Consider the following 24,995-nt stretch of genomic DNA (forward strand, 5'->3'; position numbering starts at 1 on the left):
GCCGCAGGAGAGGCCAGCACGCATGACCACCGTCCGCCGCGGCGCCGCCGCGTTCGCAGCCGCCGCGCTGCTCTGCACCGGAACGGCTTCCGTCGCGGCCGCCGCGCCCTCCCCGTCCCCCACCCCCGCGCCGGTGATCCCCTCCGGTCTCTACGGCACCAAGGACCCGACGTACGACGGCGTCTGGCGCCAGTCGCTCGCCTTCATCGCGCAGCGCACGAACGGCATCCAGCCCGCCGAGCAGGCCGTCACCTGGCTCCAGCGGCAGCAGTGCGACAGCGGCGCCTTCTCCTCGTACCGCCCGGACCCCGCCAAGCCGTGCGCCCCGGCCACCATGCTGGACACCAACGCCACCGCCGTCGCCGTCCAGGCCCTCTCCGGCGTCAAGCGCGACAGCGCCGACCCCGAGGCGCTCGCCAAGGCCGCCAAGGCGGGCGCCGCCTGGCTGAAGGGCGTCCAGAACAAGGACGGCGGCTGGGGCTACAACCCCGGCAGCCCCAGCGACGCCAACTCCACCTCGATCGTGATCGGCGCCCTCGCCGCGCTCGGCGAGAAGCCGGGCGAGGTGACGTCCGCCGACGGCAAGACCCCGTACGACGCGCTGCTCGGCTTCGCCGTCCCCTGCGCCACCAAGGACGGGGCGGGCGCGTTCGCCTACCAGCCGGACAAGACCGGCAAGCTCCTCGCGAACGCCGACGCCACCGCGGCCGCCACGCTCGCCGGGCTCGGCAAGGGCATCACCGCGCGCGGCGTGAAGCCCGCGCAGACGCCCACCTGCACCGACCTGCCCAAGCGGACGGTCGAGCGGGCCGCCCTCAACGGCGCCTCCTACCTGGCGGGCGCGCTGGCGAAGACCGGCCACCTGAACACGCCGCCGATGCCCGGCGCCGCCGAGTCGGCCCCGCTGCCGGACTACGGCAACACCGCCGACGCCGTCGTCGCCCTCGCGGCGACCGGCGCCACCAAGGAAGCGGCCGGGGCGCTGACCTGGCTGGAGAAGAACTCCGCCGCCTGGGCGCGGGAGAACGGCCCGGCCGCCTACGCCCAGCTGGTCTTCGCCGCCAACGCCATGGGTGTCGACCCGACCGCCTTCGGCTCCGCCGACCTCCTCGGCCGGCTCGCCGCCACCGGCCCGGCGCCGCAGTCCTCGCCGTCCGCCACGGCCTCGGCGAGCGACGAGAAGGCCGAGGACGGCGACGACTCCGGCTCGTTCGGCATCTGGTGGATCATCGGCATCGGCACGGTCGTCGGCGTCGGCATCGGCATCCTGCTGAGCGGTCGCAAGAAGTGAGGTCCGGGCGCCTCTCCGCGGCCGCGGCGGCCACCGCCGCGGTGGCCGCCGTCCTGACCGCGGCCGCCGCCGGCCCCGCCCAGGCCGCGGGATACCGGTACTGGTCCTTCTGGGAGAGCGACGGCGCGGACCGGTGGACGTACGCGAGCCTCGGTCCGGCGACCGCCAGGCCCGGCGACGGGGAGGCGATCGGCTTCCGCTTCGCGGTCAGCCAGGACTCGAAGGACGCCACACGGCCCTCCGCGGCCCCCGACTTCGCGGCGGTCTGCTCCGGTACGCCGGAGAAGACGGGCACCAAGCGGGTCGCGGTCGTCGTCGACTTCGGCGGCCCGGCGGACGCCCCGCGCGGCGAGACGCCCCCGGAACCGGCCCTCACGGTCGGCTGCGCGCAGGTGCGCGAGGACGCGACGGGCGCGGAGGCGCTGGCGGCGGTGGCGAAGCCGCTGCGGTACGACAGCGCGGCGATGCTCTGCGGCATCGCGGGCTACCCGGCGAAGGGCTGCGGCGAGCAGGTGGCGGAGACCGAGCCGTCCGGGACCGCCGGGACCGCGAAGCCGGACGGGCCCGGCCCGACGGCCCCCGCCGCCGGTGACGGTGGGGAGAGCGGCGACGGCGGTCCCGCCCTCGGGATCGCCGCGGGCGGGGCGGCCGTCCTCGTCCTCGGCGGCGCGGCGGTCTGGAAGGCTCGCCGCCGCGCATGATCCGTGCCCCCGAGGCGAACCGTTCCAACGCCCTGCACGCGGGCGCCTGGTGGCTCTGGGCGCTCGGCCTCGCCGTGGCCGCCTCCCGCACCACCAACCCCCTGCTCCTCGGGCTGATCGTCGCCGTCGCGGGCTATGTCGTCGCGGCGCGCCGCACCGACGCGCCCTGGGCCCGCTCGTACGGCGCGTTCGTGAAACTCGGCCTGTTCGTGGTGTTCGTCCGGGTGGTGTTCTCGGTCGTCCTCGGCTCGCCGATCCCCGGCACCCACGAGCTGTTCACCCTGCCCGAACTGCCCCTGCCGCAATGGGCTCAGGGCGTACGGATCGGCGGGCGGGTCACCGCCGAACAGCTGGTCTTCGCGGTGTACGACGGGGCGAAGCTGGCGGCCCTGCTCATCTGCGTCGGCGCCGCGAACGCCCTCGCCAACCCGGCCCGGCTCCTCAAGTCGCTGCCCGGCGCGCTGTACGAGGCCGGGGTCGCCGTCGTCGTGGCGATGACGTTCGCGCCGAACTTGGTCGCCGACGTGGTCCGGCTGCGGACCGCCCGACGGCTGCGCGGCCGCCCGACGGGCGGCGTGCGGGCGGTGCTCCAGATCGGGCTGCCCGTCCTCGAAGGGGCGCTGGAGCGGTCGGTCGCCGTGGCGGCGTCGATGGACGCGCGTGGGTACGGGCGTACGGCGCGGGTCCCGGCGGCGGTGCGGCGGACGACGAACGTGCTGACGCTGGGCGGCCTGCTCGGGGTGTGCGCCGGTTCGTACGGCCTGCTGGCGGCGGGGGGCGCGGGGTACGGGCTGCCGCTGGTCGGCGTCGGTCTCGCCGCGGCCGTGGCAGGTCTGTGGCTGGGCGGACAACGGACCGTACGGACCCGCTACCGGCCCGACCGCTGGGGGGTGCGGGCCTGGCTGGTCGCCGGTTCGGGAGCGGCGGTGGCGGCGCTGATGATCGCCGCCGACACCTACGCGCCCGAGGCGCTGCGCCCCGGGGTCGTCCCGCTGGTGGCGCCGTACCTGCCGGTGTGGCCGGCGCTGGCGGTGCTGGTGGGCCTGGTTCCGGCGTTCGTCGCCCCGGTGCCCGCCTCCGCGTCCGCACTATCCGCCTCCACGTCCGCACCCGCTTCCGCGTCCCTCCCTGTCCCTGTGTCCGTTTCCGTGTCCGAGGAGTCCCGAGTCCCGTGATCCGCTTCGAGAACGTCTCGGTGACGTACGGGGACGCCGACGCGCCCACCCTCCGGAACCTGGACGTGACGATCCCCGAAGGCGAGCTGGTGCTGCTCGTCGGCCCGTCCGGGGTCGGCAAGTCGACGCTGCTCGGCGCGGTGTCGGGCCTCGTCCCGCACTTCACGGGCGGGACGCTCGGCGGCCGGGTCACGGTCGCGGGCCGCGACACCCGCACGCACAAGCCGCGTGAGCTGGCCGACGTGGTGGGCACGGTGGGCCAGGACCCGCTCGCGCACTTCGTCACGGACACGGTCGAGGACGAGCTGGCGTACGGGATGGAGTCCCTGGGCCTGGCTCCGGCGGTGATGCGGCGCCGGGTGGAGGAGACGCTGGACCTGCTGGGGCTCGCGGAGCTGCGCGACCGCCCGATCGCCACGCTCTCGGGCGGGCAGCGCCAGCGGGTGGCGATCGGCTCGGTGCTCACCCCGCATCCGAAGGTGCTGGTCCTGGACGAGCCGACCTCGGCACTGGACCCGGCGGCCGCCGAGGACGTTCTGGCGGTGCTCCAGCGTCTGGTCCACGACCTGGGGACGACGGTCCTCATGGCCGAGCACCGCCTGGAGCGGGTGGTGCAGTACGCGGACCGGGTCCTGCTGCTGCCGGAAGGAATCATGGGCCCGCCCGCCGAGATCATGGCCGTCTCCCCGGTCCACCCGCCGGTGGTGGCCCTGGGCCGCCTGGCGGGGTGGTCCCCCCTGCCGCTGACGGTCCGCGACGCGCGCCGCCGCGCGGCCGACCTGCGCACCCGTCTGGAGGGCCGCGCCCCGGAGACGCCCCGCACACCGGCTGCCGCGCTCGCCCCGGCGGGACCGGCGGTGGACGGGGCTCCCGCGCGCGAGACCGGGCAGGCGCCGGGTGGGCCGGCGGCCGGGGAGGCGACTGGTGAGCCGGCGACCGGGGAGGCGACTGCGGCGCGCGCGGCAGACGGGGCGGCTGATGCGCGGGAACCCGGGCAGGCGACTGGTGAGCCCGCGACCGGCGGGGCGGCCGGTGCGCGGGAACCCGGCGGGGCGGCTGGTGCGCGAGCGACCGGCGAGACAGCCGTCGCGCCGGCGGCCGGGGAGGCGGCCGGTGCGCGAACGACCCGCGAGATCCCGCCCCCGCGAGCAGCCGGCACGGCCGCCGCTCCCGACCCGTCCCCCGCCGCGCGCGGGTGGTGGGCTGGGCGGCTCTCCCTCTCCCGGCGGCGCCGCCCGCGCACGGCCCGCCCGGTAGACCCTCACGGCAAGCGCCCCGGGGAGCTTCTCGTCGAGGCCGACGGGCTCGGCGTCCGCCGTGGCCGGGTCGAGGCCCTGCGCCGCGTCGACCTCCGCGTCACCGCAGGGGAGACCGTCGCGCTCATGGGACGTAACGGCGCCGGCAAGTCCACCCTCCTCGGGAGCCTCGTCGGGATGGTCCCGCCGACGTCCGGGAGCGTGCGCGTCGGCGGTCTGGTCCCGCACAGGACGGAGCCCGGCGAGCTGATCCGCCGGGTCGGACTCGTTCCGCAGGAACCGCGTGACCTGCTGTACGCCGACACAGTCGCCGCCGAGTGCGCCGCCGCCGACGCGGACGCGGGCGCCCGGCCGGGGGCCTGCCGCGAGCTGGTCTCCCAGCTGCTGCCGGGCGTGGCGGACGACACGCATCCCCGCGACCTGTCCGAGGGGCAGCGCCTGGCACTCGCCCTGGCCGTGGTCCTCACCGGACGCCCCCCGCTCCTCCTGCTCGACGAGCCGACCCGCGGTCTCGACTACGCGGCCAAGGCCCGCCTGGTCGCCCACCTGCGGATGCTGGCCGCCGAGGGGCACGCCCTCGTCCTCGCCACGCACGACGTGGAGCTCGCCGCCGAGCTGGCGCACCGAGTGGTGATCCTCGCGGGCGGTGAGGTCGTCGCCGACGGCCCGACGGCCGAGGTCGTGGTCTCGTCCCCCGCCTTCTCCCCGCAGGTCGCGAAGATCCTCGCCCCCCAGCCGTGGCTCACGGTCGAGCAGGTCGCCCCGCACCTGAGGGAGGCCCGGTGAGCGCCCGGAGGGCGGCCCCCGCCCGACCCCTGCGTCTCGGACCGCGCGCGATCGCCGCGCTCGTCCTGATCTCCGTCGTGGGCGTGCTGGCGTTCGGCTGGCCGCTGCTCGCCGACTCCTCGGCGGCCGTGACCTCTCACTCCGCCGACGCCCCCTGGCTCTTCGCCGCCCTGCTGCCGCTCCTCGTCGCGGTCGTCGTCGCGACCATCGCCGACAACGGGATGGACGCGAAGGCGGTCGCGATGCTGGGCGTCCTGGCCGCGGTCGGGGCGGCCCTGCGGCCGCTGGGCGCCGGTACGGCCGGTCTCGAGCCGATGTTCTTCCTGATGGTGCTGAGCGGGCGGGTCCTCGGGCCCGGCTTCGGCTTCGTCCTCGGCTCGGTGACGATGTTCGCGTCCGCCCTGCTCACGGGCGGGGTCGGCCCCTGGATGCCGTTCCAGATGCTGTCGATGGGCTGGTTCGCGATGGGCGCGGGCCTGCTGCCGGGCCCGGACCGCCTCCGGGGGCGCGGCGAGCTGCTGATGCTCTGCGCGTACGGGTTCGTGGCGGCGTTCGCGTACGGCACCGTCATGAACCTGTACGGCTGGCCGATCGTGGCGGGACCCTCGGGAGCCTCCTTCGTCGCCGGGGCTCCGGTGCACGAGAACCTGGCGAGGTTCGTCGTCTACGTCCTGGCCACCTCGCTCGGCTGGGACCTCGGCCGCGCCGCGCTGACCGTGGTCCTCACCCTCACGGTCGGCGGGACCCTCCTCAAGGCGCTCCGGCGGGCGACGAGGCGGGCGAACTTCGAGGCCCAGGTCACCTTCGAGCCCCCTTCGGGGTCCCGCGAGGGTGAGGCGCCCCACAGGACCCAGGTCACGTACGGCCCGGAATAGGAGACGGGCACGATCGCCCACCTCACCCCATACGCCCCTTTCGACCTGCGAAAACGTGCGGGCCGGTCGGCCCGGGACGTTCGCCCGGAGTGCGATCGGGGGTAGTACAGGGGGTCGTTGCCAGGCCGCGCCGGCCCTGCTTGTCTGGTGGACGTCGCCAGGCAGCCGGCGCTCAGCGCAGCTCCTCGGACGAGCCGATTCCCCCCGGTTCCCGGTTTCCCGGGCTCTGGTTCCGGCTTGCCTGAAACGCCCGGCGCGGACCCAGTCCCCGACGTGAGGTGTCTTCCGTTGTTCCGCTCCCTCTCCACTCGTGTCTCCGCCCGTAACAAGACCGTCGCCGTCTCCGCAGCCGTGCTGCTGAGCGCCTCGGGAGCGGTGCTGGGCACGACGGCCACGGCCTCGGCCGCGTCTCCGCAGGAGATCGCCAAGAAGATCGTCCCCGCCTCGCAGTACCAGGCGTTCAGCAAGATCGTGTCGCACGAGTCCGGCTGGAACTACACCGCGACGAACTCCTCCAGCGGCGCCTACGGCCTGGTCCAGGCTCTGCCCGCCTCCAAGATGTCGTCCGCCGGCTCCGACTGGAAGACGAACCCGGCCACCCAGATCAAGTGGGGCCTCGACTACATGAACGACCGCTACGGCAGCCCGAACGCCGCCTGGGCGTTCTGGCAGGCCAACGGCTGGTACTGAGCCACCGCCGCCGCCACGACGGCTTCCCGCACGGCCCCGCCCTCCACGAAGGAGGGCGGGGCCTGCCGCGTTTCCCCGTCTCCGCTACAACCGCTGGATGATGGTGCCGGTCGCCAAGGCTCCGCCCGCACACATCGTGACCAGCGCGAACTCCCTGTCCGTCCGCTCCAGCTCGTGCAGGGCGGTCGTGATGAGCCGCGCGCCGGTGGCTCCGACGGGGTGACCGAGCGCGATCGCTCCCCCGTTCACGTTCACCTTCTCCAGGTCCTGGTCGAACACCTGCGCCCAGCTCAGCACCACCGAGGCGAAGGCCTCGTTGATCTCGACCAGGTCGATGTCCCTGAGCGACATCCCCGCCTTGCCCAGCACCGCGCGGGTGGCGTCGATCGGCCCGTCGAGGTGGAAGTGCGGATCGGAGCCGACGAGGGCCTGGGCGACGATCCTGGCCCGGGGCCGGAGCTTGAGGGCGCGGGCCATCCGCTTGGAGGCCCACATCAGCGCGCAGGCGCCGTCGGAGATCTGGGAGGAGTTCCCCGCGGTGTGGACGGCGGTCGGCATGACCGGCTTGAGCCGGGCGAGGGCCTCCGTGCTGGTGTCGCGCAGCCCCTCGTCACGGTCGACGAGCCGCCACATGCCCTGCCCGGCGGCCTGCTCCTCCTCCGTGGTGGGGACCTGGACGGCGAAGGTCTCCCGCTTGAAGCGCTCCTCGGACCAGGCGATCGCCGCCCGCTCCTGGGACAGCAGGCCGAGCGCGTCGACCCGTTCACGGGTGAGTCCGCGCCTGCGGGCGATACGCTCGGCGGCCTCGAACTGGTTGGGCAGGTCGACGTGCCACTCGTCGGGCCAGGGCTTTCCCGGCCCGTGCTTGGATCCGGAGCCGAGGGGGACGCGGGACATGGCCTCCACGCCGCAGCTGATGCCGATGTCGACGACCCCGGAGGAGATCATGTTGGCGACCATGTGGCTCGCCTGCTGCGAGGAGCCGCACTGACAGTCGACGGTGGTGGCGGCGGTCTCGTAGGGCAGGCCCATGGCGAGCCAGGCGTTGCGCGCCGGGTTCATGGACTGCTCGCCGGCGTGGGTGACCGTACCGCCGACGATCTGCTCGACGCAGTCGGCGTGGATGCCGGTACGGCCGAGGAGTTCGCGGTAGGTCTCACCGAGGAGATAGGCGGGGTGCAGATTGGCGAGCGCGCCTCCGCGCTTGCCGATGGGGGTGCGTACGGCTTCGACGATGACGGGTTCCGCGGCCATGAGCTCGTCCTCTCCTCGCCCCGGCGGGGTGTCCCGGCACTCCGCCCCAGGGAACTAGTACGCGTTCTAGTTCTGAGTGCAGTCTTATGACTGCTACCGCCGGTACGCAAGGGCCGTGCACGTACCGGCTGCACCCTTTCTCCGCAACACTTGCCGCCGCGGCCCTTGCCACTTGTAGAACTCGTTACTACCTTTCCGACAACTTCTGATGGACCGTCAGACGAACGCGTCTCAGACATGGAGTGTGTTGCCGATGCCCTGCCCTCATCTCCCCGAAGGGTTCGACGCCACCGATCCCGACCTGCTCCAGGCCCGCATCCCCTTCCCGGAGTTCGCCCGGCTGCGGCAGACCGCTCCGGTGTGGTGGTGCCCTCAGCCGCGGGGCGTCACGGGTTTCGACGACGAGGGCTACTGGGCCGTCACCCGCCACGCCGACGTCAAGTACGTCTCCACCCGGCCCGAGCTGTTCTCCTCCACCGAGAACACGGCCGTCATCCGCTTCAACGAGCACATCACCCGGGACCAGATCGAGGTCCAGAAACTGATCATGCTCAACATGGACCCGCCGGAGCACACCCGGGTCCGCCAGATCGTCCAGCGCGGCTTCACCCCGCGCGCGATCCGGACGCTGGAGGTGGCGCTGCGTACCCGCGCGCGGACGATCGTCGAGGAGGCGAAGCGCGACGCCGGCGCGGACGGCACCTTCGACTTCGTCACCCGGGTCGCCGTCGAGCTGCCGCTCCAGGCGATCGCCGAACTCATCGGCGTCCCCCAGGAGGACCGCTCCCGGATCTTCGACTGGTCGAACAAGATGGTCGCCTACGACGACCCCGAGTACGCCATCACCGAGGAGATCGGCGCCGAGGCCGCAATGGAGCTCATCGGGTACGCGATGAACCTCGCCGCGGCCCGGAAGGAGTGCCCGGCCAAGGACATCGTGACGCAGCTCGTCGCCGCCGAGGGCCAGGGCAACCTCTCCTCGGACGAGTTCGGCTTCTTCGTCCTGCTGCTGGCCGTGGCCGGCAACGAGACCACCCGGAACGCCATCAGCCACGGCATGCACGCCTTCCTCACCCACCCCGACCAGTGGGAACTCTTCCGGCGCGAACGGCCGGCGACCGCCGCCGAGGAGATCGTGCGCTGGGCGACGCCGGTGGTCTCCTTCCAGCGGACGGCGACGCAGGACACCGAGCTGGGCGGGCAGAAGATCCGCAAGGGCGACCGGCTGGGGCTCTTCTACTCCTCCGCCAACAACGACCCGGACGTCTTCGACGACCCCGAGACCTTCGACATCACCCGCGACCCCAACCCCCACCTCGGCTTCGGCGGCGGGGGCCCGCACTTCTGCCTCGGCAAGTCCCTCGCCATCAAGGAGATCGAGCTGATCTTCAACGCCCTCGCGGACGAGCTGCCCGACCTGACCCTGGCGGGCGAGCCGCGCCGGCTGCGGGCGGCCTGGCTGAACGGCATCAAGGAGCTGCGCGTCCGCGTGGCCGGCTGAGCCACGAAGCCGCAGGCTCGCGCGGCCGGCTGACGTGAGAGGCGGGGGTCCATCCCCCTACGCCCGGCCCCCGCCTCTCTCGACCCGGAGTCCGACCGGTCGCCGTCGCCCCCCCCGCCCCGGCGTCGGAACCGCGGGGACCGGCCGCGCGTCTGACCCCGCATGCGGGGGAGACACAGGATTCTGGCCATGATCGTCGCGCTGCTCGCGCTCCAGCTCGGTTCGCTGGTCGCTCCGGCGTACGCGTGCGGCTGCGGAGCCATGTTGGCCGATCGGGACCGACGGATCGGCGTGGACCAGGAGACCTCGGCCGTGCGCTGGGACGGCCGTACGGAAGAGATCGTCATGCGCTTCACCGTGCGCGGGAACGCCGAGCGCGCCGCCTGGATCATGCCCGTACCGAGCCGGGCCGACGTCGAACTCGGCGACGGGGGGCTCTTCGGCGAACTCGACCGGCTCACCCGCCCCGCCCACGTCGACCGGCACTACTTCTGGCCACGCGGGGACGACTGGCCCTTCGCCGACAGCGACACCGACGGAGCGGGCGCCGCCCCGCCCGGCCGCGACGGAACGGAGGTGGGCGTCGTCGGGCGCGAGCGGCTCGGCCCCTTCGACGTCGCACGGCTGACCGCGAGCGACCCCGAGGCGCTGAGCGGCTGGCTGGAGGAGAACGGCTTCGAGCTGTCCGACCGGCTGACCGCCGAACTGGGGCCGTACGTCCGGCAGAAGTGGGAGTACGTCGCCGTGCGCCTCGCGCCCGACGACGAGGGTGCGGTGCTGCGCGGCGATCTCGACCCGCTGAGGATCCGCTTCACCAGCGACCGGCTCGTCTACCCCATGCGCCTGTCGCGGCTGGCGAAGACCCCCCAGTCCCTGCGCCTGTTCGTCCTCGCCGACCATCGCATGGAGCCGCGCGGCGCCATCGGAGGGGCGCGGCCCGAGGTGCGGTTCGCGGGCCCGATCCGGCCGGAGGGCGCGGTCGCCGGGCTCGCCGGCGCGCGGGAGGTCTATCTCACCGCGCTGGAACAGGAGTTCCCCGAGCCCTCGCGCATCGACGCGGACCACGAGCTCAGGGCGGTCGCCGACACCCCCTACCGGCAGATCGTCCACACCGACCGGCTGCTCACCGTCGGCGGCGGCATCCCGGTGTGGCTCCTGACGGTCTCCGGCGTCCTGGCGGCGGGCGTCGCGACGGCCGTGGCGGTACGCGTACGGCGCCGGGGCACCGGGGTACGTTCGACCGTATGACCCATGATCAATGGACCGCTGTCGACCACTACGTCACCGACCTGCTCGTCCCGGCCGACGAGGCGCTCGACGCCGCGCTCGCCGCCTCCACGGCCGCAGGACTGCCCGAGATCGCCGTCGCCCCCAACCAGGGCAAGCTGCTCAACCTGCTCGCCACGGCGACGGGCGCGCGGTCGGTCCTGGAGATCGGCACGCTCGGCGGCTACAGCACGATCTGGCTGGCCCGCGCCCTGCCCGCCGACGGCCGGCTGATCACCCTGGAGTACGACCCCGCCCACGCCGAGGTGGCCCGCGCCAACGTCGCCCGCGCCGGACTCGACAAGATCGTCGAGGTCCGCACCGGCGCGGCCCTGGACACCCTCCCCCGCCTGGAGGCGGAGGGCGCCGGCCCGTTCGACCTTGTCTTCGTCGACGCCGACAAGGTGAACAACCCGCATTACGTCTCCTGGGCGCTGAAGCTCTCCCGCCCCGGCACGCTGATCATCGTCGACAACGTGGTGCGGGGCGGCAAGGTGGCGCACGAGCACCCGGACGACCCGGCGGTCACCGGCACCCGCGCGATGTTCGACCTGGTCGCGCGCGAGCCCCGCCTGGACGCCACGGCGCTCCAGACCGTGGGAACGAAGGGGTACGACGGCCTGCTGGTGGCACGGGTGGTGAGCTGACACTCCGGGGAAGTGCCGGGCGCTTCCATCCGCGCGCCGGAAACCGGGTCGCTGGAAGAGCCGGACACTCCGGCCCGCGCGGACCGGGGGCCTGAACGCTAGGCGCTCCCCCCGGCACGGGCCGGGGACCGGGGCGCGCTCGACTGCCGGCCGACGAAGAGCGGCACCTCTCCCGAGGCGTCGAGGACGACCACGCCGAAGGGCCGGTCGAAGGCGATCTCCTCGATCACCTTCGGCCGGGGCGGGGCGCCGCTGCGGGTCATCGCGACGGCGGTGACGGCGGCGGCCTCCACGCCCTGTTCGGCGACCTCCACGAGCGCTTCCTGGACGACCTTGGAGATGTAGAGCTCCTCGGGCGAGAGGCCGGAGAAATCCGCGCCGGGCCGGACGGCCTGGGAGACGCCGAGGGCGGGCAGCTGCCCGTACACATCGGTCCTCGTACGCAACGAGAAGCGGGGCAGGGCCAGTTCGACACCGTCGGCCCGCAGCACCTCGCACCGCCCGGCCTCGGCCCAGGCGGCGGCCGGCGTCTTTGCGGGGTCCTCCCCCTCCGCCCCGAGGACGAACCGCACCCGCACGGCACTCCCCTCGGCCCCCGCCCCTCCCTCGCCTTCCCCGCCCGATCCGACCGATCCGGCCGACCCGGCTCCCTGGCAGGGCAGTTCGACGACGGTCGCCCCTCCCACCCGCCACGCCCAGGCGGCGGGAATCCGCCGGTGCATGGTCGGTACGAGGACGGTGTCGCCGCTCCCGTCCGTGAACGGCTTGTCCCGCGTCCCCGCGGCGGGGAAGGCGCTGACCCAGGAGGCTTTCAACGCCAGGGCGTTGACCAGCACCAGGTCCTCGGAGCCGTCGAGGGCGAGCGGCAGCCGGTCGATCCGTCCGCCCGTCGACTCCGCCACCCAGGAGTCGATCTCCCGCTGCGCGCCGCCGGCACCGGCCAGCGGCCCGAACCCCACATCGGGCAGCCCCCGCCGGAAGCCGTCGAGCACCGGCACGCCGCTCCACACCCCGGTCGCGACGGCCACCCCCTCGGTCCGCCGCAGCCCCCGCCCGCCGGCCGTCACGGCGCCGGCCGCCGCCTCCCCGCCGACCCCGAGCACGTTCCGCAGCTCCTCGGCGGTCCCGCCACGCGCCCCGGAGGCCACCGCCCCGAGGGCCAGCCACAACCCGGCGGGGGAACAGACGAAGTCCCCGTCGCCGAAACAGGGCAGCCAGCGCGCGGCGAGCGCCCGCACGGCTCCCGTGTGCGCCGCCAGTTCCGTACCGGTCATACCCTGCCCTTCATGAGCACCGTGAAGATCAAATGAGTCTGTCAACCTACGCACGTAGGAGCTCGCGTCGCACGACGAAACCCCGGCCACCCTCCGGGGGGAGAAGAGCAACCGGGGCAGTCTGTCGGCTATCAGCCGGTAGTAGGAAGGGGCCGATCCGGGGTGTCCAGCCAGACCCACTCGCGGGTACCCGGGGCCGTGGTCACTCCGAACCGCTCGGGTCCGGGTCGGCCGGCGTGCGTCCACCAGGCGTGCGCGGCCTCCACCTCGTTCCAGAGCCGTCGGGTCCGTGGTGCCACACCGTGAACCGATCATCCGACTTCACCTCCGAACGAGAAGTGCTTGCCGGGTAGTTGACGATGCTGTAGATTTACGGACGCGTGTATTGGCTGGAAATCTGCGCACGCGTCTGCCCCTTCCCGAATCCGAAAAGGACGAACTGAGCGTATTCGGCCTCGCCGTGACGGCGTGAGCCCAGGAGCTGCCTTGTCGGCTCCTAGCTGGAGAGCGCACCGACAGGTGAGGTGTGTCTTCATGCGATACGCGTCAGTGACACTCGGGAGGAAACAGCGTGACGTCCAGCGGCACCACCACTATCTGCGCGCACCCGGTTCGCGACATCATCATCGTGATGCTCGTCGGTGTGGTGGCGGGCCTTCTGTCTTTTATCGTCGTCACCGAGCTTGGTGGCACTGCTCTTGATGGCCTCACCAAGGCCGGAACCGCGTGCCTCGCTGTTACTGGTGCGGGTCTCATCGTGCTCCAGTACCTCAAGCGCAACTAACGTCTTGGCGAGGGGCGACCCGGTCGCGTTGCCCCTCCGTCAACCTACTCACCGCTCCATTGTGTAGCCGTTCTCGACGAACAGGTTGCGGTTCCTTGTCGGTACAGGTTTCCGTTCCTGGGAGACTGCTCGCACATGGTCCAGGTCAGGGACCCGGCCGGGACCCCGTTTGGTGAGAGGTGTCATGTGCCCAGTGTCGTAAAAATCAACGTCCTGACCGTGCCGGCCGAGCAGCGCGAGGTGCTGGAGCAGCGCTTCGCCGCGCGGGCCGGCGCCGTGGAGGGGTCGGACGGATTCGAGTGGTTCGAGCTGCTGCGCCCCCTGGAGGGTACGGACCAGTACCTCGTCTACACCCGTTGGCGCAGTGAGGAGGACTTCCAGAACTGGATGAACGGTTCCATGAAGGCCGCCCACCAGGGCACCTCGGGGGGCGAGGGCGGCGCGGAGCGGCCGAAGCCGGCGGCGACCGGGTCCACCCTGTGGTCGTTCGAGGTCGTCCAGCAGGCCTCCCCCAAGTAGCCCCGGGAACGGCCCGGCGGGCCGCGAACGGTCAGGCGGGTGCCACGGGGTGCTCCCCCGAGTGGTCGTCGCGCCCGGCGGCGAGCCGATATGGAGAGGCGCCCGTGGCCGTGCGCGCCCCACAATGACGCGCATGACCTGGAGCTTCTCCCCCGAGCGCGTCGACACCCCGACCGCCACCGCCCTGCGCCGCGACTACTACGCCGAGGTCGCGAGCCGCTACTGGAAGCGGCCCGCGACCGAGGCGGAGATCGACGAGGGCCTCACCGGCGACGGCGTGGAGTCGCTGACCCCGCCGACCGGCCGGTTCCTCGTCGGCGCGTTCCGCGGCGAGCCGGCGGCCTGCGGCGGCGTCCTGATGCTCGACGACGAGCGGGCCGAGCTGACCCGCGTGTACATCCGGCCCGCCTTCCGGGGCAACGGCGGCGCGGGCCTCCTCATCGACGGCCTCGAGGACGCCGCTCGCGCGCTCGGCGCCCGCCGGATGGTCCTCAACACCCGCCTCGACCTGATCGAGGCCCGTTCCCTCTACGTCCGCCACGGGTACGCGGAGATACCGGCGTACTGCGAGGGCCCGTACATGGACATCTGGTACGGCAAGGCCCTGGCGCCCACGGCGTGACGGCGGCGACAGGCCCGGAGCCGTGACCGCAGGCGTACGGCGACATCGAGCACACGGCGGCGACGTCAGGCCGCGGCACCGAGCGCGCCTCGCTTCACGCACCCCGTGACGGCGACGTCAGGCGTGGTGGTCGCGAGGCGGCTCCGGCGCCCGCGGACGTTCCGCGTCCGAGCCGCTCAGCTCGGCCGTCAGCTCCTCCACCAGTTTCACCAGATCCGTGGGCCGCTCCGGCCCCCACCAGTCCCCGAGCAGCTCCGCCAGCGACTCCTCGCGCGCCGCGGCCAGCCTGGCGGTGGTCGCGACCCCCTCGTCGGTGAGGATCAGCTGCACCCCCTCCCGGCGGGCGAGCCGCCGCTCCTCGACCTGCCGGGCCGCCTCGGTGATGGCCCGCAGCGGTACGGGCGTGGTCTCGGCGAGCCGCGCCGGTTCGACGGTGCCGTGACGGCGGATGCGCAGCAGCAGCCAGCTCGCGGCGGGCAGCAGATCGAGCCCGGCCTTCGCGGTGATCTTCACGTAGATCGCCTTGCGCCCCTCCCGGGAGCCGAGCACCGACAGGGCGCGGGCGCACTCGTCGTACGAGGAGCGCTGCACCGGGTTGGAGGCGAGCGTCTGGCTGGTGTCGGGGGCGGTGACCGAGCCGCGCAGCTTGTCCTCCTTGAGGAACCAGGCGACCACGAAGGCGATCAGGACGACGGGGGCGGCGTAGACGAACACGTCGGTGATGGAGGTGGCGTACGCGTGCAGGACCTCCGGGCGCAGCCCGGGCGGGAGGGCGGCGATGGTGCGCGGGTCGGCGGCCAGCTGCCCGGGGTCGACGCCGGGCGGCACGTCCTGGCCGGCGAGGGCGTCCCCGAGCTTGTGGGTGAGCCGGTTGGTGAAGAGGGTGCCGAAGATGGCGACGCCGAAGGAGGCGCCGATGGAGCGGAAGAAGGTGGCGCCGGAGGTGGCGACGCCCAGGTCCTCGTAGGAGACGGCGTTCTGCACGACGAGGACCAGGACCTGCATGACCAGGCCGAGTCCGGCGCCGAAGACGAAGAAGGTGAGGCTCATCTCCCAGGTGGAGCTGGTCTCGGTCAGCCGGTGCAGGAGGAGCAGCCCGACGGCGGTGACGGCGGTGCCGGCGAGGGGGAAGACCTTCCAGCGGCCGGTGCGGGAGACGATCTGGCCGGACGCGGTCGACGTCAGGAGCATGCCGAGGACCATCGGCAGCATGTGGACCCCGGACATCGTCGGGGTGACGCCCTGGACGACCTGGAGGAAAGTCGGCAGATAGGTCATCGCGCCGAACATCGCGAAGCCGATGATGAAGCTGATCACCGAGACGAGGGTGAAGGTCCTGATCCGGAACAGCTTCAGGGGCAGGACGGGCTCGACGGCACGCTTCTCGACCCGCACGAAGCAGACGAGGAGTACGGCTCCGAGGACCGCGAGGCCGATGATCTGCGGGGATCCCCATCCCCAGGTGGTGCCGCCGAGGGAGGCGACCAGGACCAGGCAGGTGGCCACGGAGGCGATGAGGAAGGTGCCGAGGTAGTCGATGGTGTGCCGGGTGCCCCGGGCCGGGATGTGCAGCACGGCGGCGATCACGAAGAGGGCGACGATGCCGATCGGCACGTTGATGTAGAAGACCCAGCGCCAGGAGAGGTGCTCGGTGAACAGCCCGCCGAGCAGCGGGCCGAGGACGCTCGTGGCGCCGAACACGGCACCGAACAGGCCCTGGTACTTCCCGCGTTCCCGTGGTGAGACGAGGTCGCCGACGATGGCCATGGACAGGACCATGAGACCGCCGCCGCCGAGCCCCTGGACGGCGCGGAAGGCGATGAGCTGCGGCATGTTCTGGGCGATGCCGCAGAGGACGGAGCCCAGCAGGAAGATGACGATCGCGGCCTGGAAGAGTTTCTTGCGGCCGTACTGGTCGCCGAGCTTGCCCCACAGGGGGGTGGCCGCCGTCGACGCCAGCATGTAGGCGGTGACGACCCACGACAGGTGCTCCATGCCGCCGAGTTCGCTGACGATCGTCGGCAGGGCGGTGGAGACGATGGTCTGGTCGAGCGCGGCGAGCAGCATGCCGAGCAGCAGCGCGCCGATCGCGACGATGACGGTCCGGTGGCTCTGCCCCTCCCCCGGCTCGGGGCCCCCGCCGACGTCCGGCGTGCGTACTTCCTGGGCCATGGGCACTCTCCTCGGGTCTCCTCCGCGGATTGCGTACCCCCCATCCTGATCGTTATGTCCCGTTATGGCCCGCCGAAGGGAACGGCTGTTCCTGTACCGCGAGGGGTGGCCTGCATAATCGCTCGCATCGGAATCGGGGAGGGGACCCACTGTGAGCGGACACGTCTGTCCAGACTGCGGCGTACAGAGACCGGGCTGCGCCTGCGTCCGGGCGGAGATGGCGGCGGCGGAGGACTTCGACCCGCTGCGGATTCGGCCGTACGTGACGCTGGAACCGCCGACGGAGGTGTACGGAGGGGCTCCCGTACCGCCACTGGAGGTACGGGGGCCGGAGGGACCGGGCGGCGCGGGACCGGGTGCGCCGGGGGGAGACGAGCGACCGGGGCCGAGGCCGCCGCAGGCGCAGGTGCAGCCGGAATCACCGTCACCGGCGCCGCACCCGCCGGAGCCCCCCGCGTCGGCGCCCTCACCGTCCGAGTCGTCGGCGTCGTCGTCGGCGCCCGAGCCGTCGGCGCCGTCACCGGTGGAGGAGACGGCGCCTCTGCCCGTGACGGGTCCGGCGCCCGCTCCTGCGCCCTTCGCGCCCGCGCCCTTCGCGACCGGGGCGCCTCGGGCCGGCGACCCCTCCGAGACGATGCCGCTGCTCCTGCGCGGAGTGGTCGGCGACCCGGACTTCACCGGGACCCGCTTCCACGGGGCCCGGCAGGAGCGGCCCGCCACCCGCCGACGCGGCGCGCTCGTGGCGCTGGCGGCGGCCGTCGCCGTGGCCGTGATCGGCACGGCGGCCCTCGCGGCGGGGCTGCTCGACGGCGGGCAGGAGACCGACGACCGGGCCGCGGTGCCCACGGTCACCACGAGCCCGTCCGAGAACGTCGCCGTCTCGGAGTCCCCGACCCCGTCGCCCTCGACGTCGACCTCCGCCACCCCCTCCCTCACGGCCACCCCCTCCGCCTCCGCCTCGCCGTCCACCCGTACGGCGAGCCCCTCCGCCTCGCCCTCGGGCGGCCCGGCGGCCTCCTCCCCGCCGGCCGGCCCGCCGTCGCCGTCCATGAGCCGGAGCCCGTCCGCCCCGGCCGTGGCCCCGACGCAGACCACCGACGAACCGACCCTGCGCCCCGGGGACTACGGCGCCGAGGTCAAGGAGCTGCAGCGACGGCTGCGCCAGGTGTGGGCGTACGACGGCCGGGCGGACGGCAGGTACGACGACGACGTCGAGGAGGCGGTCGCGCGCTACCAGTCGTACAAGTACATCCGCGAGGATCCGCCGGGCGTCTACGGTCCGCACACGCGCCGCGCGCTGGAGGCGGAGACCGACGGGTGAGGTCCGCCATCCGGGACGGGCTGGCGTGACGGCCCCCCGTTTTGTATCGTGGAGGAACAAAGTGGCCCCGCTCGCACTCCCTGACCGGTGAGCGGGTCCACTTCGTTCTCCTCCCACCCCTTTTGGAGACCGTTCATGGCCGCCGTCACCCCGGCAACGCTCACCGCCCGCGCCCTCCTCCTCGACATGGACGGCACGCTCGTCAACTCCGACGCCGTCGTGGAGCGCTGCTGGCGCCGCTGGGCCGTGCGCCACGGACTCGACCCCGAGCAGGCGCTCAAGGTCGTCCACGGCCGCCAGGGGTACGCGACCATGGCCGTCCTCCTTCCCGACCGGCCCATGGAGGAGAACCACGCGGACAACCGGGTGATGCTGGCCGAGGAGACCGCCGACCTGGACGGTGTCGTGCCGGTCCCGGGCGCCCCCGCCTTCATGGACGCGATCGCCACGCTGCCGCACGCCCTGGTGACCTCGGCCGACGCGGCCCTCGCCCGGGCACGGATGGGCGCGGCGGCGCTGCGGATGCCCGACGTCCGCGTCACCGCGGAGTGCGTCGGCGCCAGCAAGCCGGACCCGGAGGGCTTCCTCAAGGGCGCGGCCGAGCTGGGCTTCGACCCGGCGGACTGCGTCGTCCTCGAGGACTCCGAGGCCGGCATCCAGGCGGGCCGCGCGGCGGGCATGCGGGTCGTGGGCGTGGGATCGCGCGCGGCGGCCTTCGCCCCGGACGTGCACGTCGAGGACCTGACGTCCCTGCGGGTCACTCCGGCGGCGGACGGCACGATCGAGCTGACGGTCCTGGCGTAGCACCCGGCCGCGGCCGGGGTCCGGACGTCCGGCCCGCCGCGGCCGGGGTCCGGACGCCCGACCCGGCCCGCGCGGGCCTCACCGCACCCCCACCTCACGGCAACCCCGCGCCACCGTGCCATCGCGGCGCCCGCACCGCCGCGCCATCACGCGCCCGCGCCGGCCTCCCCGGCACCGCCACGCGCCTCGGGCCCCCCTTACCTCCCTGTCATCGCGGCTCCCGCGCCAGCCTCCCCCGCGCCACGAGCTCCAGCACCACCGCGACCGCCACCGCCTGGACCACCATCAGGGCGACCAGGACGAACAGCTGCACCGCTCCCGCCTCCCACGGTGACGCGCCGCCGAGGAGCATGCCGACGAACGCTCCCGGCAGCGTCACCAGGCCCACGGTCCGGGTCTGGTCGAGCCCCGGCAGCAGCGCGTCCGAGGCCGCCTTCCTCGCCACCTCCAGGCGGGCCTCGCGCAGGAGGAGGCCCAGAGCGAGGCCGGCCTCCACCTCACCCCGCCGCGTCTCCAGTTCGTCCAGCGCGCGTCGCCCTCCGAGCACCGTGGCCGTCAGCGCCCCGCCGATGAGGATCCCGGTCACCGGGATGAGCGCGATGCCCCGCACCGGCACGAGTCCGGTCACCACCAGCGCGCCCACGACGGGCACGACACCCGCCGCGATCGGAGCGCCGGTCCACCACCAGCCGCGCCCCGGCGCGGGAACGATCCGCCGGCCGGACGTCCACACCGCGACCGCGAACATCAGCAGCAGGAAACCCAGCAGCAGCGGCAGATGGCGCATCACCCAGCCGATCACCAGCGACACGGCCACCAGCTGGACGGCCGCCCGCGTTCCCGCGATCAGGCTGTCGCGCGCCCGCCCCAGCCGCGCCACGGCGACCACCCCCGCGGCCACGGCGAGCAGAAGGGCGAGAACCACCCCGAAGGTGACATTGACGTCCAGAAGCACGCGGCAACCCTAGGCGGAGAAAAGGAATCTGTCGCTCCGTCACACCCTTCACACCCCTTGATGTGACGTGCTCATGTCGTCACCCTGTTACCTGGCGCACCCCCTACCGAAACCTGGCGCCCCCACGATGACCGGGCCGCCCGGCACCCGCCGGATGGACGGCACGGCCAAGGCCCCCCACCTCAAGGGAGTTCACATGCTCGCCGCCTCTGTCTACGCGCGTCGAACAGTCCGTCGCGCGGGCGTCCTCACCGCCACCGCCGCCCTCACCGCCACCGGCCTCCTCGCGGCCGCCCCCGCCGCCCAGGCCGCGCCGCCCACCCCGGTCAGCGCCGCCACCGCCCGTACGTACCTCGCCTCGCTCACCGTGAAGGCGGAAGGTTCCTCCACCGGCTACAGCAGGGATCTCTTCCCCCACTGGAGCACCCAGTCGGGCGCCTGCAACACCCGCGAGGTCGTCCTCAAGCGCGACGGCGTCAACGTCGTCCAGGACTCGAGCTGCGCCGCCGTCAGCGGCACCTGGTACTCCGAGTACGACGGCGCCACCTGGACCGCCGCGTCCGACCTCGACATCGACCACGTCGTGGCCCTCTCCGAGGCCTGGCGCTCGGGCGCCAACTCCTGGACCACCACCCAGCGCCAGGCGTTCGCCAACGACCTCACCCGTCCACAGCTCATCGCCGTCACGGACAACGTCAACCAGGCCAAGGGCGACCTCGACCCGGCGGAGTGGATGCCGTCGCGCACCGCGTACCGCTGTACGTACGCCCGCATGTGGGTCCACGTGAAGTACCACTGGAAGCTGAGCGTCGACTCCGCGGAGAAGAGCACCCTCCAGTCCGTCCTCAACGGCTGCTGACCACCCCCGGCGGCCGCTGACAACGCGCGGGGAAAGCTTCCTGCTCCCTCCGTCGTTCCGTACCGTACGGCGGAACGACGGAGGGGAATCAACGATGGACGTCGGACTCGGGCCCGGACTCGGACTCGGACTCGGACTCAACGAGGCAGCAGGCCCCGGCGCGGGGCTCAGGCTCGGACCCGTGCTGCGGTACGTCGACGGCGTGACGGGCGACAGCGCGACGGTGTGGGTCGAGGCGGACCGCCCCACCACGGCGGAGATCCGGTGCGCGGACGGGGCCGGCGGCCGGGCCCGTACGTTCCAGATCGCCGGTCATCACTACGCCCTGATACCGGTGACCGGCCTGACGCCGGGCAAGGCGACACCGTACGAGGTGCTGCTCGGCGACCGACGCGTCTGGCCGCTGCCCGACTCGCCCTTCCCTCGGAGCACCATCCGCACCCCCGCACCGGGCCGGGAGGAGGAGCTCCGGGTCGCGTTCGGCTCCTGCCGCTGGGCGGCGAAGCCCGCGAGCGGCCACGACCCCGTCGGTCCGGACGCCCTCGACACCCTGGCGACGGCCCTCGCCGCCGGCACGATGGATACGACCGGCACGACGGACACCGCCGGAGCGGCCGAGGGCTCCGGTGCGGCCGTCGAGCGCCCCGACGTGCTGGTGCTCCTGGGCGACCAGGTGTACGCCGACGAGACCTCCGACGCCACCCGCCGCCGCCTCGCCGCGCGCCGCGATCCGCGCGACGCGCCGGGCTCCGAGGCCGGGGACTACGAGGAGTACACCTGGCTCTACGACGAGTCGTGGCGCGAGCCCGAGGTCCGCTGGCTGCTCTCCACCGTGCCCAGCTGCATGATCTTCGACGATCACGACGTCATCGACGACTGGAACACCAGCGCGGCCTGGCTGGCGGGGATGCGGGCCACGCCCTGGTGGCGCGAGCGGATCCTGAGCGGGCTGATGTCGTACTGGGTGTACCAGCACCTCGGCAACCTCTCCCCCGCCGAGCTGGCGGCGGATCCGCTGTACGCCGAGGTGTGCGCCGCGCCCGACGGCACGGAGCGGCTACGGCGGTTCGCGGCCGAGGCGGACGCCGATCCGGCGTGCGTGCGCTGGAGCTACCGACGGGACTTCGGCCGGACCCGGCTGCTGATGGTCGACACCCGGGCCGCCCGCGTCCTGAAGGAGGACGCCCGGGCGATGCTCGACCCGGCCGAGGCGGGCTGGGTGCGCGAGCAGGCGCTCGCCGACCGGGGCTCGTACGACCACCTCCTCATCGGCACCTCCCTTCCATGGCTGCTGCCTCCGCTCGTCCACGACGCCGAGGCCTGGAACGCGGCGCTGTGCCGGGGCGAACGGGGCGGGCCCCGGGGCCGCTGGGCGCGGCTCGGGGAGCGGGTGCGGCGGGGAGCCGACCTGGAGCACTGGGCGGCGTTCCCCGCGTCCTTCGAGGCGCTGACGAGGCTGATCGCGGAGGCGGCCACCGGCCCCCGGGCCCCCGCGACCGTGTGCGTGCTGTCCGGGGACGTGCACCACGCGTACGTGGCCGAACCCGAGTGGGCGGACGGGAGACTCACGGGTGAGGCTCCGGTGGCGCACGTGGCGCAACTGACCTGCTCGCCGCTGCACAACGCGGTCCCCGCCTCCATCCGGGTCGGCTTCCGCTTCGGCTGGAGCCGGCTGGGCCGGGCCCTGGGGCGGGCGCTCGCCCGGCACGGCCGGGTGGGCCGGCCGGTGGTGTCCTGGCGCAGGACGGGGGGCCCGTGGTTCGGGAACCAGCTGATGACGCTGACGCTCCGCGGCCGCCGCGCGCACCTGAGCCTGCGTCAGGCGCATGAGGAGGAACGGCTGGTGACGGTCGACGAGCGGATCCTCCACGGGGGCGGCGGCGCGGACCGGCGGGACGGGGGCATCGGCGCGACGACGCCGGGTGAGGCTCGCCACAGATTCGGATCGGCCGAATGTTGAACTTGCAAGTACTACTGAGGGATGCCTAACCTGACGGCCTCATCGGTTCCGCCCCCACGTTCCGTTCCCCGCGAACGGACCAGACCGAAGGAGTCCGTCCCCATGCCCCGTCCCGTGAACCGCCTGCACCAGGCCCAGCCGTACGCGCTCGGACTGTTCCGCATCGTCGTCGGCCTGCTCTTCGCCAGCCACGGCGCCGCCTCGCTCTTCGGCGTCCTCGGCGGCGCGATGGGCGGCGGCACCGTCGCGGCCGGCGCCTGGCCGGGCTGGTACGCGGCCGCGATCCAGCTCGTCGCCGGCATCCTGGTCCTGGCCGGAGTGGGCACGCGCAGCGCCGCGTTCGTCGCCTCCGGCTCGATGGCGTACGCGTACTTCACGGTCCACCAGCCCGAGGCGCTCTTCCCGCTGCAGAACAGCGGCGAGGGCGCGGCGCTCTTCTGCTGGGCCTTCCTGCTGCTGGTCTTCACCGGCCCCGGCGCCCTGGCCCTCGACCGGCTGTTCGGCGCGCGCGGCGCCGAGCCGGCCCGCCCCGAGGAGAAGCGCGCACCGGCGGCGGCGTGATCCCGTCCGCTCGCCCACGGGGGCCGGAAGCCGCGACGGCGGTTTCCGGCCCTTGTGGCGTACGGAGGTCCGTCACCCCTCCTCCACCGCGCCCGCACCCCGTCCCCCACCGCTCCGGCGGCCCCGCGTACGCTCTGACCCTGTGAACGTGCTCGACAGCATGGGGTCACTGCGGTCGCTGACCGCGGGCCCGTGGATCTACGCGGCGGTGGTGACGTCGGTACTTCTCGACGTCTTCCTGCCCGTGCTGCCGAGCGGGATCCTGGTGATCACGGCCGCCACGGCGGCCGCGACGGCCACGGCCGCGTCCCCTGACGTCCCTTCCGTCCTGCCGCTGCTGCTCTGCGCGGCCACGGCCTCCGTCCTCGGCGACTTCGTGGCGTACCGCCTGGCCTGGCGGGGCGGGGCCCGGCTCGACCGGGCCATCGCCCGTTCGCGGCGGCTGACCGTGGCGCAGGAACGTCTCGGCGCGACGCTGGCGCGGGGCGGCGGGCTGCTCGTCGTGATCGCACGGTTCGCCCCGGCGGGCCGGTCGGTGGTCTCCCTCGGCGCGGGCGCGGCGAAGCGCCGGATCGAGGAGTTCCTGCCCTGGTCGGCGCTGGCGGGGGTGGCCTGGGCGGGCTACAGCGTGGGCCTGGGCTGGCTGGGCGGGCAGTGGCTGGGCGCGACCTGGTTCAGCGCGGGGGTCTCGGTCCTCGCGCTGTTCCTCGCGGGAACGCTGGCGGCCTACGTCATACGGCGTCCGGCTGCGGCTCCCGCTCCTGCTCCGGCTTCCTGACGCGGGCCTTCGCACCCTGGCTCCCGCGCTCACGCTGCCCGTCGCGCCGGGCGGACCGATGATGCCCGTCGTGCTCGGCGTGTCCGTCGTGCTCGGCGTGTCCGTGTCCGTCGTGCTGGGCGTGTCCGGCATGCGTCCGGTGCTGCTCGCCCTGCCCGTCGGTCCCGGCATGCGCCTCACGGGCCGGTCTGTGGCCGCCCCGGACCTCCAGGCCGTCGAGGAGTCGTGCGGTGGCGTGGGCGATCTCCTCCACGGCCCGGTCGAACACCTCCCGGTTGTGCGCGGCGGGCGCGCGGAAGCCCGAGACCTTGCGGACGTACTGCAAGGCGGCGGCGTGGATGTCGTCCTCGGTGGCCTCTTCGGGCAGGACGGGCGGGCGGAGGGTCTTGATGCTGCGGCACATGCCTCCAGTGTGACGCGCCCCACCGACATCGGTCGGCGACGGCCCGGACACCGCCCCGACGCGCTCGGCGACGACCGAAGGCCCGCTCGCCGGCCGCTCGGCCACCCTTCCGTGCGCGCTCAGCCTCCGAGGGCGCGCCTGCTCCTGGCGTTGATCTCCGCGGCCCGGGCCCGTAGCTCCCTCAGGGGTGTCGCGGGCTGCACGTCCGCGGGCTCCGCCTCCCAGGCGCGGCCGCCGTCGACGGGCCGGATCAGGCACCGCCCCGCGACGCTGTCCAGGTAGAACCCGACCCGCCCGGTGGCGGCGTCGCGTACGAGGTCACCGGCCTCGGGCAGTGGCAGTGGCTGCACGAATCGCCTCCGTCCCGGAATCCTGTCCGTCCCAGCTCTCTAGAGATACACCCCAGAGAAGCCGTGCGCCCCCTCCCTGTCAACGTATCTCTAGAGATGTCCCCCGATGGATGGATCGGCCGCTCACGTCGGCCCACAGGCGTGCACCACCGCTCGGAAGTGCGCCGTAGGGTGTCCCGCAGACGAAGGGA

General features: G+C 73.5%; 23 protein-coding genes and 1 pseudogene. 18 read left to right on the top strand and 6 right to left on the bottom strand.

Annotation, left to right across the window (positions count from 1 at the left end; translation table 11 throughout):
* The first annotated feature begins 22 nt into the window (after positions 1 to 22).
* The 6 genes from ACZ68P_RS02670 (at position 23) to ACZ68P_RS02695 (ending at position 6,774) form a co-directional block, all read left to right on the top strand.
* A complete protein-coding gene (locus tag ACZ68P_RS02670; RefSeq protein WP_471001480.1) occupies positions 23 to 1,291 on the top strand; it encodes a prenyltransferase/squalene oxidase repeat-containing protein in 1,269 nt (422 codons plus the stop codon).
* Entirely contained in the window at positions 1,288 to 1,992 is a 705-nt protein-coding gene (locus tag ACZ68P_RS02675) for an SCO2322 family protein (RefSeq protein ID WP_471001483.1), read from the top strand. The genes ACZ68P_RS02670 and ACZ68P_RS02675 overlap by 4 nt, the downstream gene beginning before the upstream one ends.
* Complete coding sequence (locus ACZ68P_RS02680) at positions 1,989 to 3,167, top strand: energy-coupling factor transporter transmembrane component T (RefSeq protein WP_471001486.1); 1,179 nt, start codon at positions 1,989 to 1,991, stop codon at positions 3,165 to 3,167. The genes ACZ68P_RS02675 and ACZ68P_RS02680 overlap by 4 nt, the downstream gene beginning before the upstream one ends.
* Positions 3,164 to 5,209: an ABC transporter ATP-binding protein gene (locus ACZ68P_RS02685; protein WP_471001490.1), complete on the top strand. Its 2,046-nt coding sequence runs from the start codon at positions 3,164 to 3,166 to the stop codon at positions 5,207 to 5,209. The genes ACZ68P_RS02680 and ACZ68P_RS02685 overlap by 4 nt, the downstream gene beginning before the upstream one ends.
* Complete coding sequence (locus ACZ68P_RS02690) at positions 5,206 to 6,084, top strand: ECF transporter S component (protein WP_471001493.1); 879 nt, start codon at positions 5,206 to 5,208, stop codon at positions 6,082 to 6,084. Before ACZ68P_RS02685 ends, ACZ68P_RS02690 begins: the two co-directional genes overlap by 4 nt.
* Before the next feature lie 288 nt (positions 6,085 to 6,372).
* Entirely contained in the window at positions 6,373 to 6,774 is a 402-nt protein-coding gene (locus ACZ68P_RS02695) for an aggregation-promoting factor C-terminal-like domain-containing protein (RefSeq protein ID WP_471001496.1), read from the top strand.
* Positions 6,775 to 6,858: 84 nt separating this feature from the next.
* Here ACZ68P_RS02695 and ACZ68P_RS02700 read toward each other — a convergent pair whose 3' ends face one another.
* Entirely contained in the window at positions 6,859 to 8,028 is a 1,170-nt protein-coding gene (locus ACZ68P_RS02700) for a steroid 3-ketoacyl-CoA thiolase (protein WP_471001499.1), read from the bottom strand.
* Positions 8,029 to 8,281: 253 nt separating this feature from the next.
* On the opposite strand from ACZ68P_RS02700, the gene ACZ68P_RS02705 reads away from it, so the two are divergent.
* From ACZ68P_RS02705 to ACZ68P_RS02715, 3 genes are all read left to right on the top strand, one after another.
* Positions 8,282 to 9,529, top strand: a complete 1,248-nt coding sequence (locus tag ACZ68P_RS02705) for a cytochrome P450 (protein WP_471001502.1) — start codon at positions 8,282 to 8,284, stop codon at positions 9,527 to 9,529.
* A 189-nt stretch (positions 9,530 to 9,718) separates the two neighbouring features.
* Entirely contained in the window at positions 9,719 to 10,777 is a 1,059-nt protein-coding gene (locus ACZ68P_RS02710) for a DUF2330 domain-containing protein (RefSeq protein ID WP_471001505.1), read from the top strand.
* A complete protein-coding gene (locus ACZ68P_RS02715; RefSeq protein WP_471001508.1) occupies positions 10,774 to 11,442 on the top strand; it encodes an O-methyltransferase in 669 nt (222 codons plus the stop codon). Before ACZ68P_RS02710 ends, ACZ68P_RS02715 begins: the two co-directional genes overlap by 4 nt.
* 98 nt (positions 11,443 to 11,540) lie before the next feature.
* Here the strand turns inward: ACZ68P_RS02715 and ACZ68P_RS02720 are convergent, their stop codons facing one another.
* The gene (locus ACZ68P_RS02720) at positions 11,541 to 12,716 is read right to left on the bottom strand and encodes a serpin family protein (RefSeq protein ID WP_471001510.1); all 1,176 of its coding nucleotides are present in this window, start codon (positions 12,714 to 12,716) and stop codon (positions 11,541 to 11,543) included.
* 571 nt (positions 12,717 to 13,287) lie between these two features.
* On the opposite strand from ACZ68P_RS02720, the gene ACZ68P_RS02725 reads away from it, so the two are divergent.
* From ACZ68P_RS02725 to ACZ68P_RS02735, 3 genes are all read left to right on the top strand, one after another.
* A complete protein-coding gene (locus ACZ68P_RS02725; protein ID WP_384140251.1) occupies positions 13,288 to 13,500 on the top strand; it encodes a hypothetical protein in 213 nt (70 codons plus the stop codon).
* Positions 13,501 to 13,686: 186 nt separating this feature from the next.
* The gene (locus ACZ68P_RS02730; protein ID WP_471001513.1) at positions 13,687 to 14,019 is read left to right on the top strand and encodes an antibiotic biosynthesis monooxygenase family protein; all 333 of its coding nucleotides are present in this window, start codon (positions 13,687 to 13,689) and stop codon (positions 14,017 to 14,019) included.
* 124 nt (positions 14,020 to 14,143) lie between these two features.
* Entirely contained in the window at positions 14,144 to 14,641 is a 498-nt protein-coding gene (locus ACZ68P_RS02735) for a GNAT family N-acetyltransferase (protein WP_471001516.1), read from the top strand.
* Between the two features lie 117 nt (positions 14,642 to 14,758).
* Here the strand turns inward: ACZ68P_RS02735 and ACZ68P_RS02740 are convergent, their stop codons facing one another.
* Complete coding sequence (locus ACZ68P_RS02740; protein WP_471001519.1) at positions 14,759 to 16,813, bottom strand: MDR family MFS transporter; 2,055 nt, start codon at positions 16,811 to 16,813, stop codon at positions 14,759 to 14,761.
* A 547-nt stretch (positions 16,814 to 17,360) separates the two neighbouring features.
* Between ACZ68P_RS02740 and ACZ68P_RS02745 the strand changes: the two genes are divergently transcribed.
* Both ACZ68P_RS02745 and ACZ68P_RS02750 read left to right on the top strand, forming a co-directional pair.
* A complete protein-coding gene (locus ACZ68P_RS02745) occupies positions 17,361 to 18,134 on the top strand; it encodes a peptidoglycan-binding domain-containing protein (RefSeq protein WP_471001522.1) in 774 nt (257 codons plus the stop codon).
* Between the two features lie 135 nt (positions 18,135 to 18,269).
* A complete protein-coding gene (locus ACZ68P_RS02750; RefSeq protein WP_471001525.1) occupies positions 18,270 to 18,938 on the top strand; it encodes an HAD-IA family hydrolase in 669 nt (222 codons plus the stop codon).
* A gap of 208 nt (positions 18,939 to 19,146) precedes the next feature.
* Here the strand turns inward: ACZ68P_RS02750 and ACZ68P_RS02755 are convergent, their stop codons facing one another.
* Positions 19,147 to 19,893, bottom strand: a complete 747-nt coding sequence (locus ACZ68P_RS02755; protein ID WP_471001528.1) for an ABC transporter permease — start codon at positions 19,891 to 19,893, stop codon at positions 19,147 to 19,149.
* A gap of 196 nt (positions 19,894 to 20,089) precedes the next feature.
* On the opposite strand from ACZ68P_RS02755, the gene ACZ68P_RS02760 reads away from it, so the two are divergent.
* From ACZ68P_RS02760 to ACZ68P_RS02775, 4 genes are all read left to right on the top strand, one after another.
* On the top strand, positions 20,090 to 20,752 hold the full coding sequence (locus tag ACZ68P_RS02760) for an HNH endonuclease family protein (protein WP_471001531.1): 663 nt from the start codon (positions 20,090 to 20,092) through the stop codon (positions 20,750 to 20,752).
* Positions 20,753 to 20,846: 94 nt separating this feature from the next.
* Positions 20,847 to 22,712, top strand: coding sequence for an alkaline phosphatase D family protein (locus ACZ68P_RS02765; RefSeq protein WP_471001535.1), 1,866 nt, complete (start codon positions 20,847 to 20,849; stop codon positions 22,710 to 22,712).
* Between the two features lie 102 nt (positions 22,713 to 22,814).
* The gene (locus ACZ68P_RS02770; RefSeq protein WP_471001538.1) at positions 22,815 to 23,273 is read left to right on the top strand and encodes a DoxX family protein; all 459 of its coding nucleotides are present in this window, start codon (positions 22,815 to 22,817) and stop codon (positions 23,271 to 23,273) included.
* Between the two features lie 160 nt (positions 23,274 to 23,433).
* Positions 23,434 to 24,051: a DedA family protein gene (locus ACZ68P_RS02775; protein WP_471002415.1), complete on the top strand. Its 618-nt coding sequence runs from the start codon at positions 23,434 to 23,436 to the stop codon at positions 24,049 to 24,051.
* Positions 24,052 to 24,238: 187 nt separating this feature from the next.
* On the opposite strand, the pseudogene ACZ68P_RS02780 reads toward ACZ68P_RS02775, so the two are convergent.
* Positions 24,239 to 24,454 (bottom strand): annotated as a pseudogene (locus ACZ68P_RS02780) (DUF2277 domain-containing protein); the annotation flags it as partial.
* Between the two features lie 119 nt (positions 24,455 to 24,573).
* Entirely contained in the window at positions 24,574 to 24,804 is a 231-nt protein-coding gene (locus tag ACZ68P_RS02785; RefSeq protein WP_365717308.1) for a hypothetical protein, read from the bottom strand.
* Positions 24,805 to 24,995: the final 191 nt, after the last annotated feature.

The sequence above is a fragment of the Streptomyces sp. NPDC036822 genome, assembly GCF_055609145.1.

Coding starts and splice junctions, on each gene's coding strand:
- ACZ68P_RS02710 (WP_471001505.1), top strand. CDS start 9,719: ATGATCGTCGCGCTGCTCGCGCTCCAGCTCGGTTCGCTGGTCGCTCCG.
- ACZ68P_RS02760 (WP_471001531.1), top strand. CDS start 20,090: ATGCTCGCCGCCTCTGTCTACGCGCGTCGAACAGTCCGTCGCGCGGGC.
- ACZ68P_RS02715 (WP_471001508.1), top strand. CDS start 10,774: ATGACCCATGATCAATGGACCGCTGTCGACCACTACGTCACCGACCTG.
- ACZ68P_RS02765 (WP_471001535.1), top strand. CDS start 20,847: ATGGACGTCGGACTCGGGCCCGGACTCGGACTCGGACTCGGACTCAAC.
- ACZ68P_RS02705 (WP_471001502.1), top strand. CDS start 8,282: ATGCCCTGCCCTCATCTCCCCGAAGGGTTCGACGCCACCGATCCCGAC.
- ACZ68P_RS02770 (WP_471001538.1), top strand. CDS start 22,815: ATGCCCCGTCCCGTGAACCGCCTGCACCAGGCCCAGCCGTACGCGCTC.
- ACZ68P_RS02670 (WP_471001480.1), top strand. CDS start 23: ATGACCACCGTCCGCCGCGGCGCCGCCGCGTTCGCAGCCGCCGCGCTG.
- ACZ68P_RS02775 (WP_471002415.1), top strand. CDS start 23,434: ATGGGGTCACTGCGGTCGCTGACCGCGGGCCCGTGGATCTACGCGGCG.
- ACZ68P_RS02680 (WP_471001486.1), top strand. CDS start 1,989: ATGATCCGTGCCCCCGAGGCGAACCGTTCCAACGCCCTGCACGCGGGC.
- ACZ68P_RS02735 (WP_471001516.1), top strand. CDS start 14,144: ATGACGCGCATGACCTGGAGCTTCTCCCCCGAGCGCGTCGACACCCCG.
- ACZ68P_RS02720 (WP_471001510.1), bottom strand. CDS start 12,716: ATGACCGGTACGGAACTGGCGGCGCACACGGGAGCCGTGCGGGCGCTC.
- ACZ68P_RS02700 (WP_471001499.1), bottom strand. CDS start 8,028: ATGGCCGCGGAACCCGTCATCGTCGAAGCCGTACGCACCCCCATCGGC.
- ACZ68P_RS02740 (WP_471001519.1), bottom strand. CDS start 16,813: ATGGCCCAGGAAGTACGCACGCCGGACGTCGGCGGGGGCCCCGAGCCG.
- ACZ68P_RS02750 (WP_471001525.1), top strand. CDS start 18,270: ATGGCCGCCGTCACCCCGGCAACGCTCACCGCCCGCGCCCTCCTCCTC.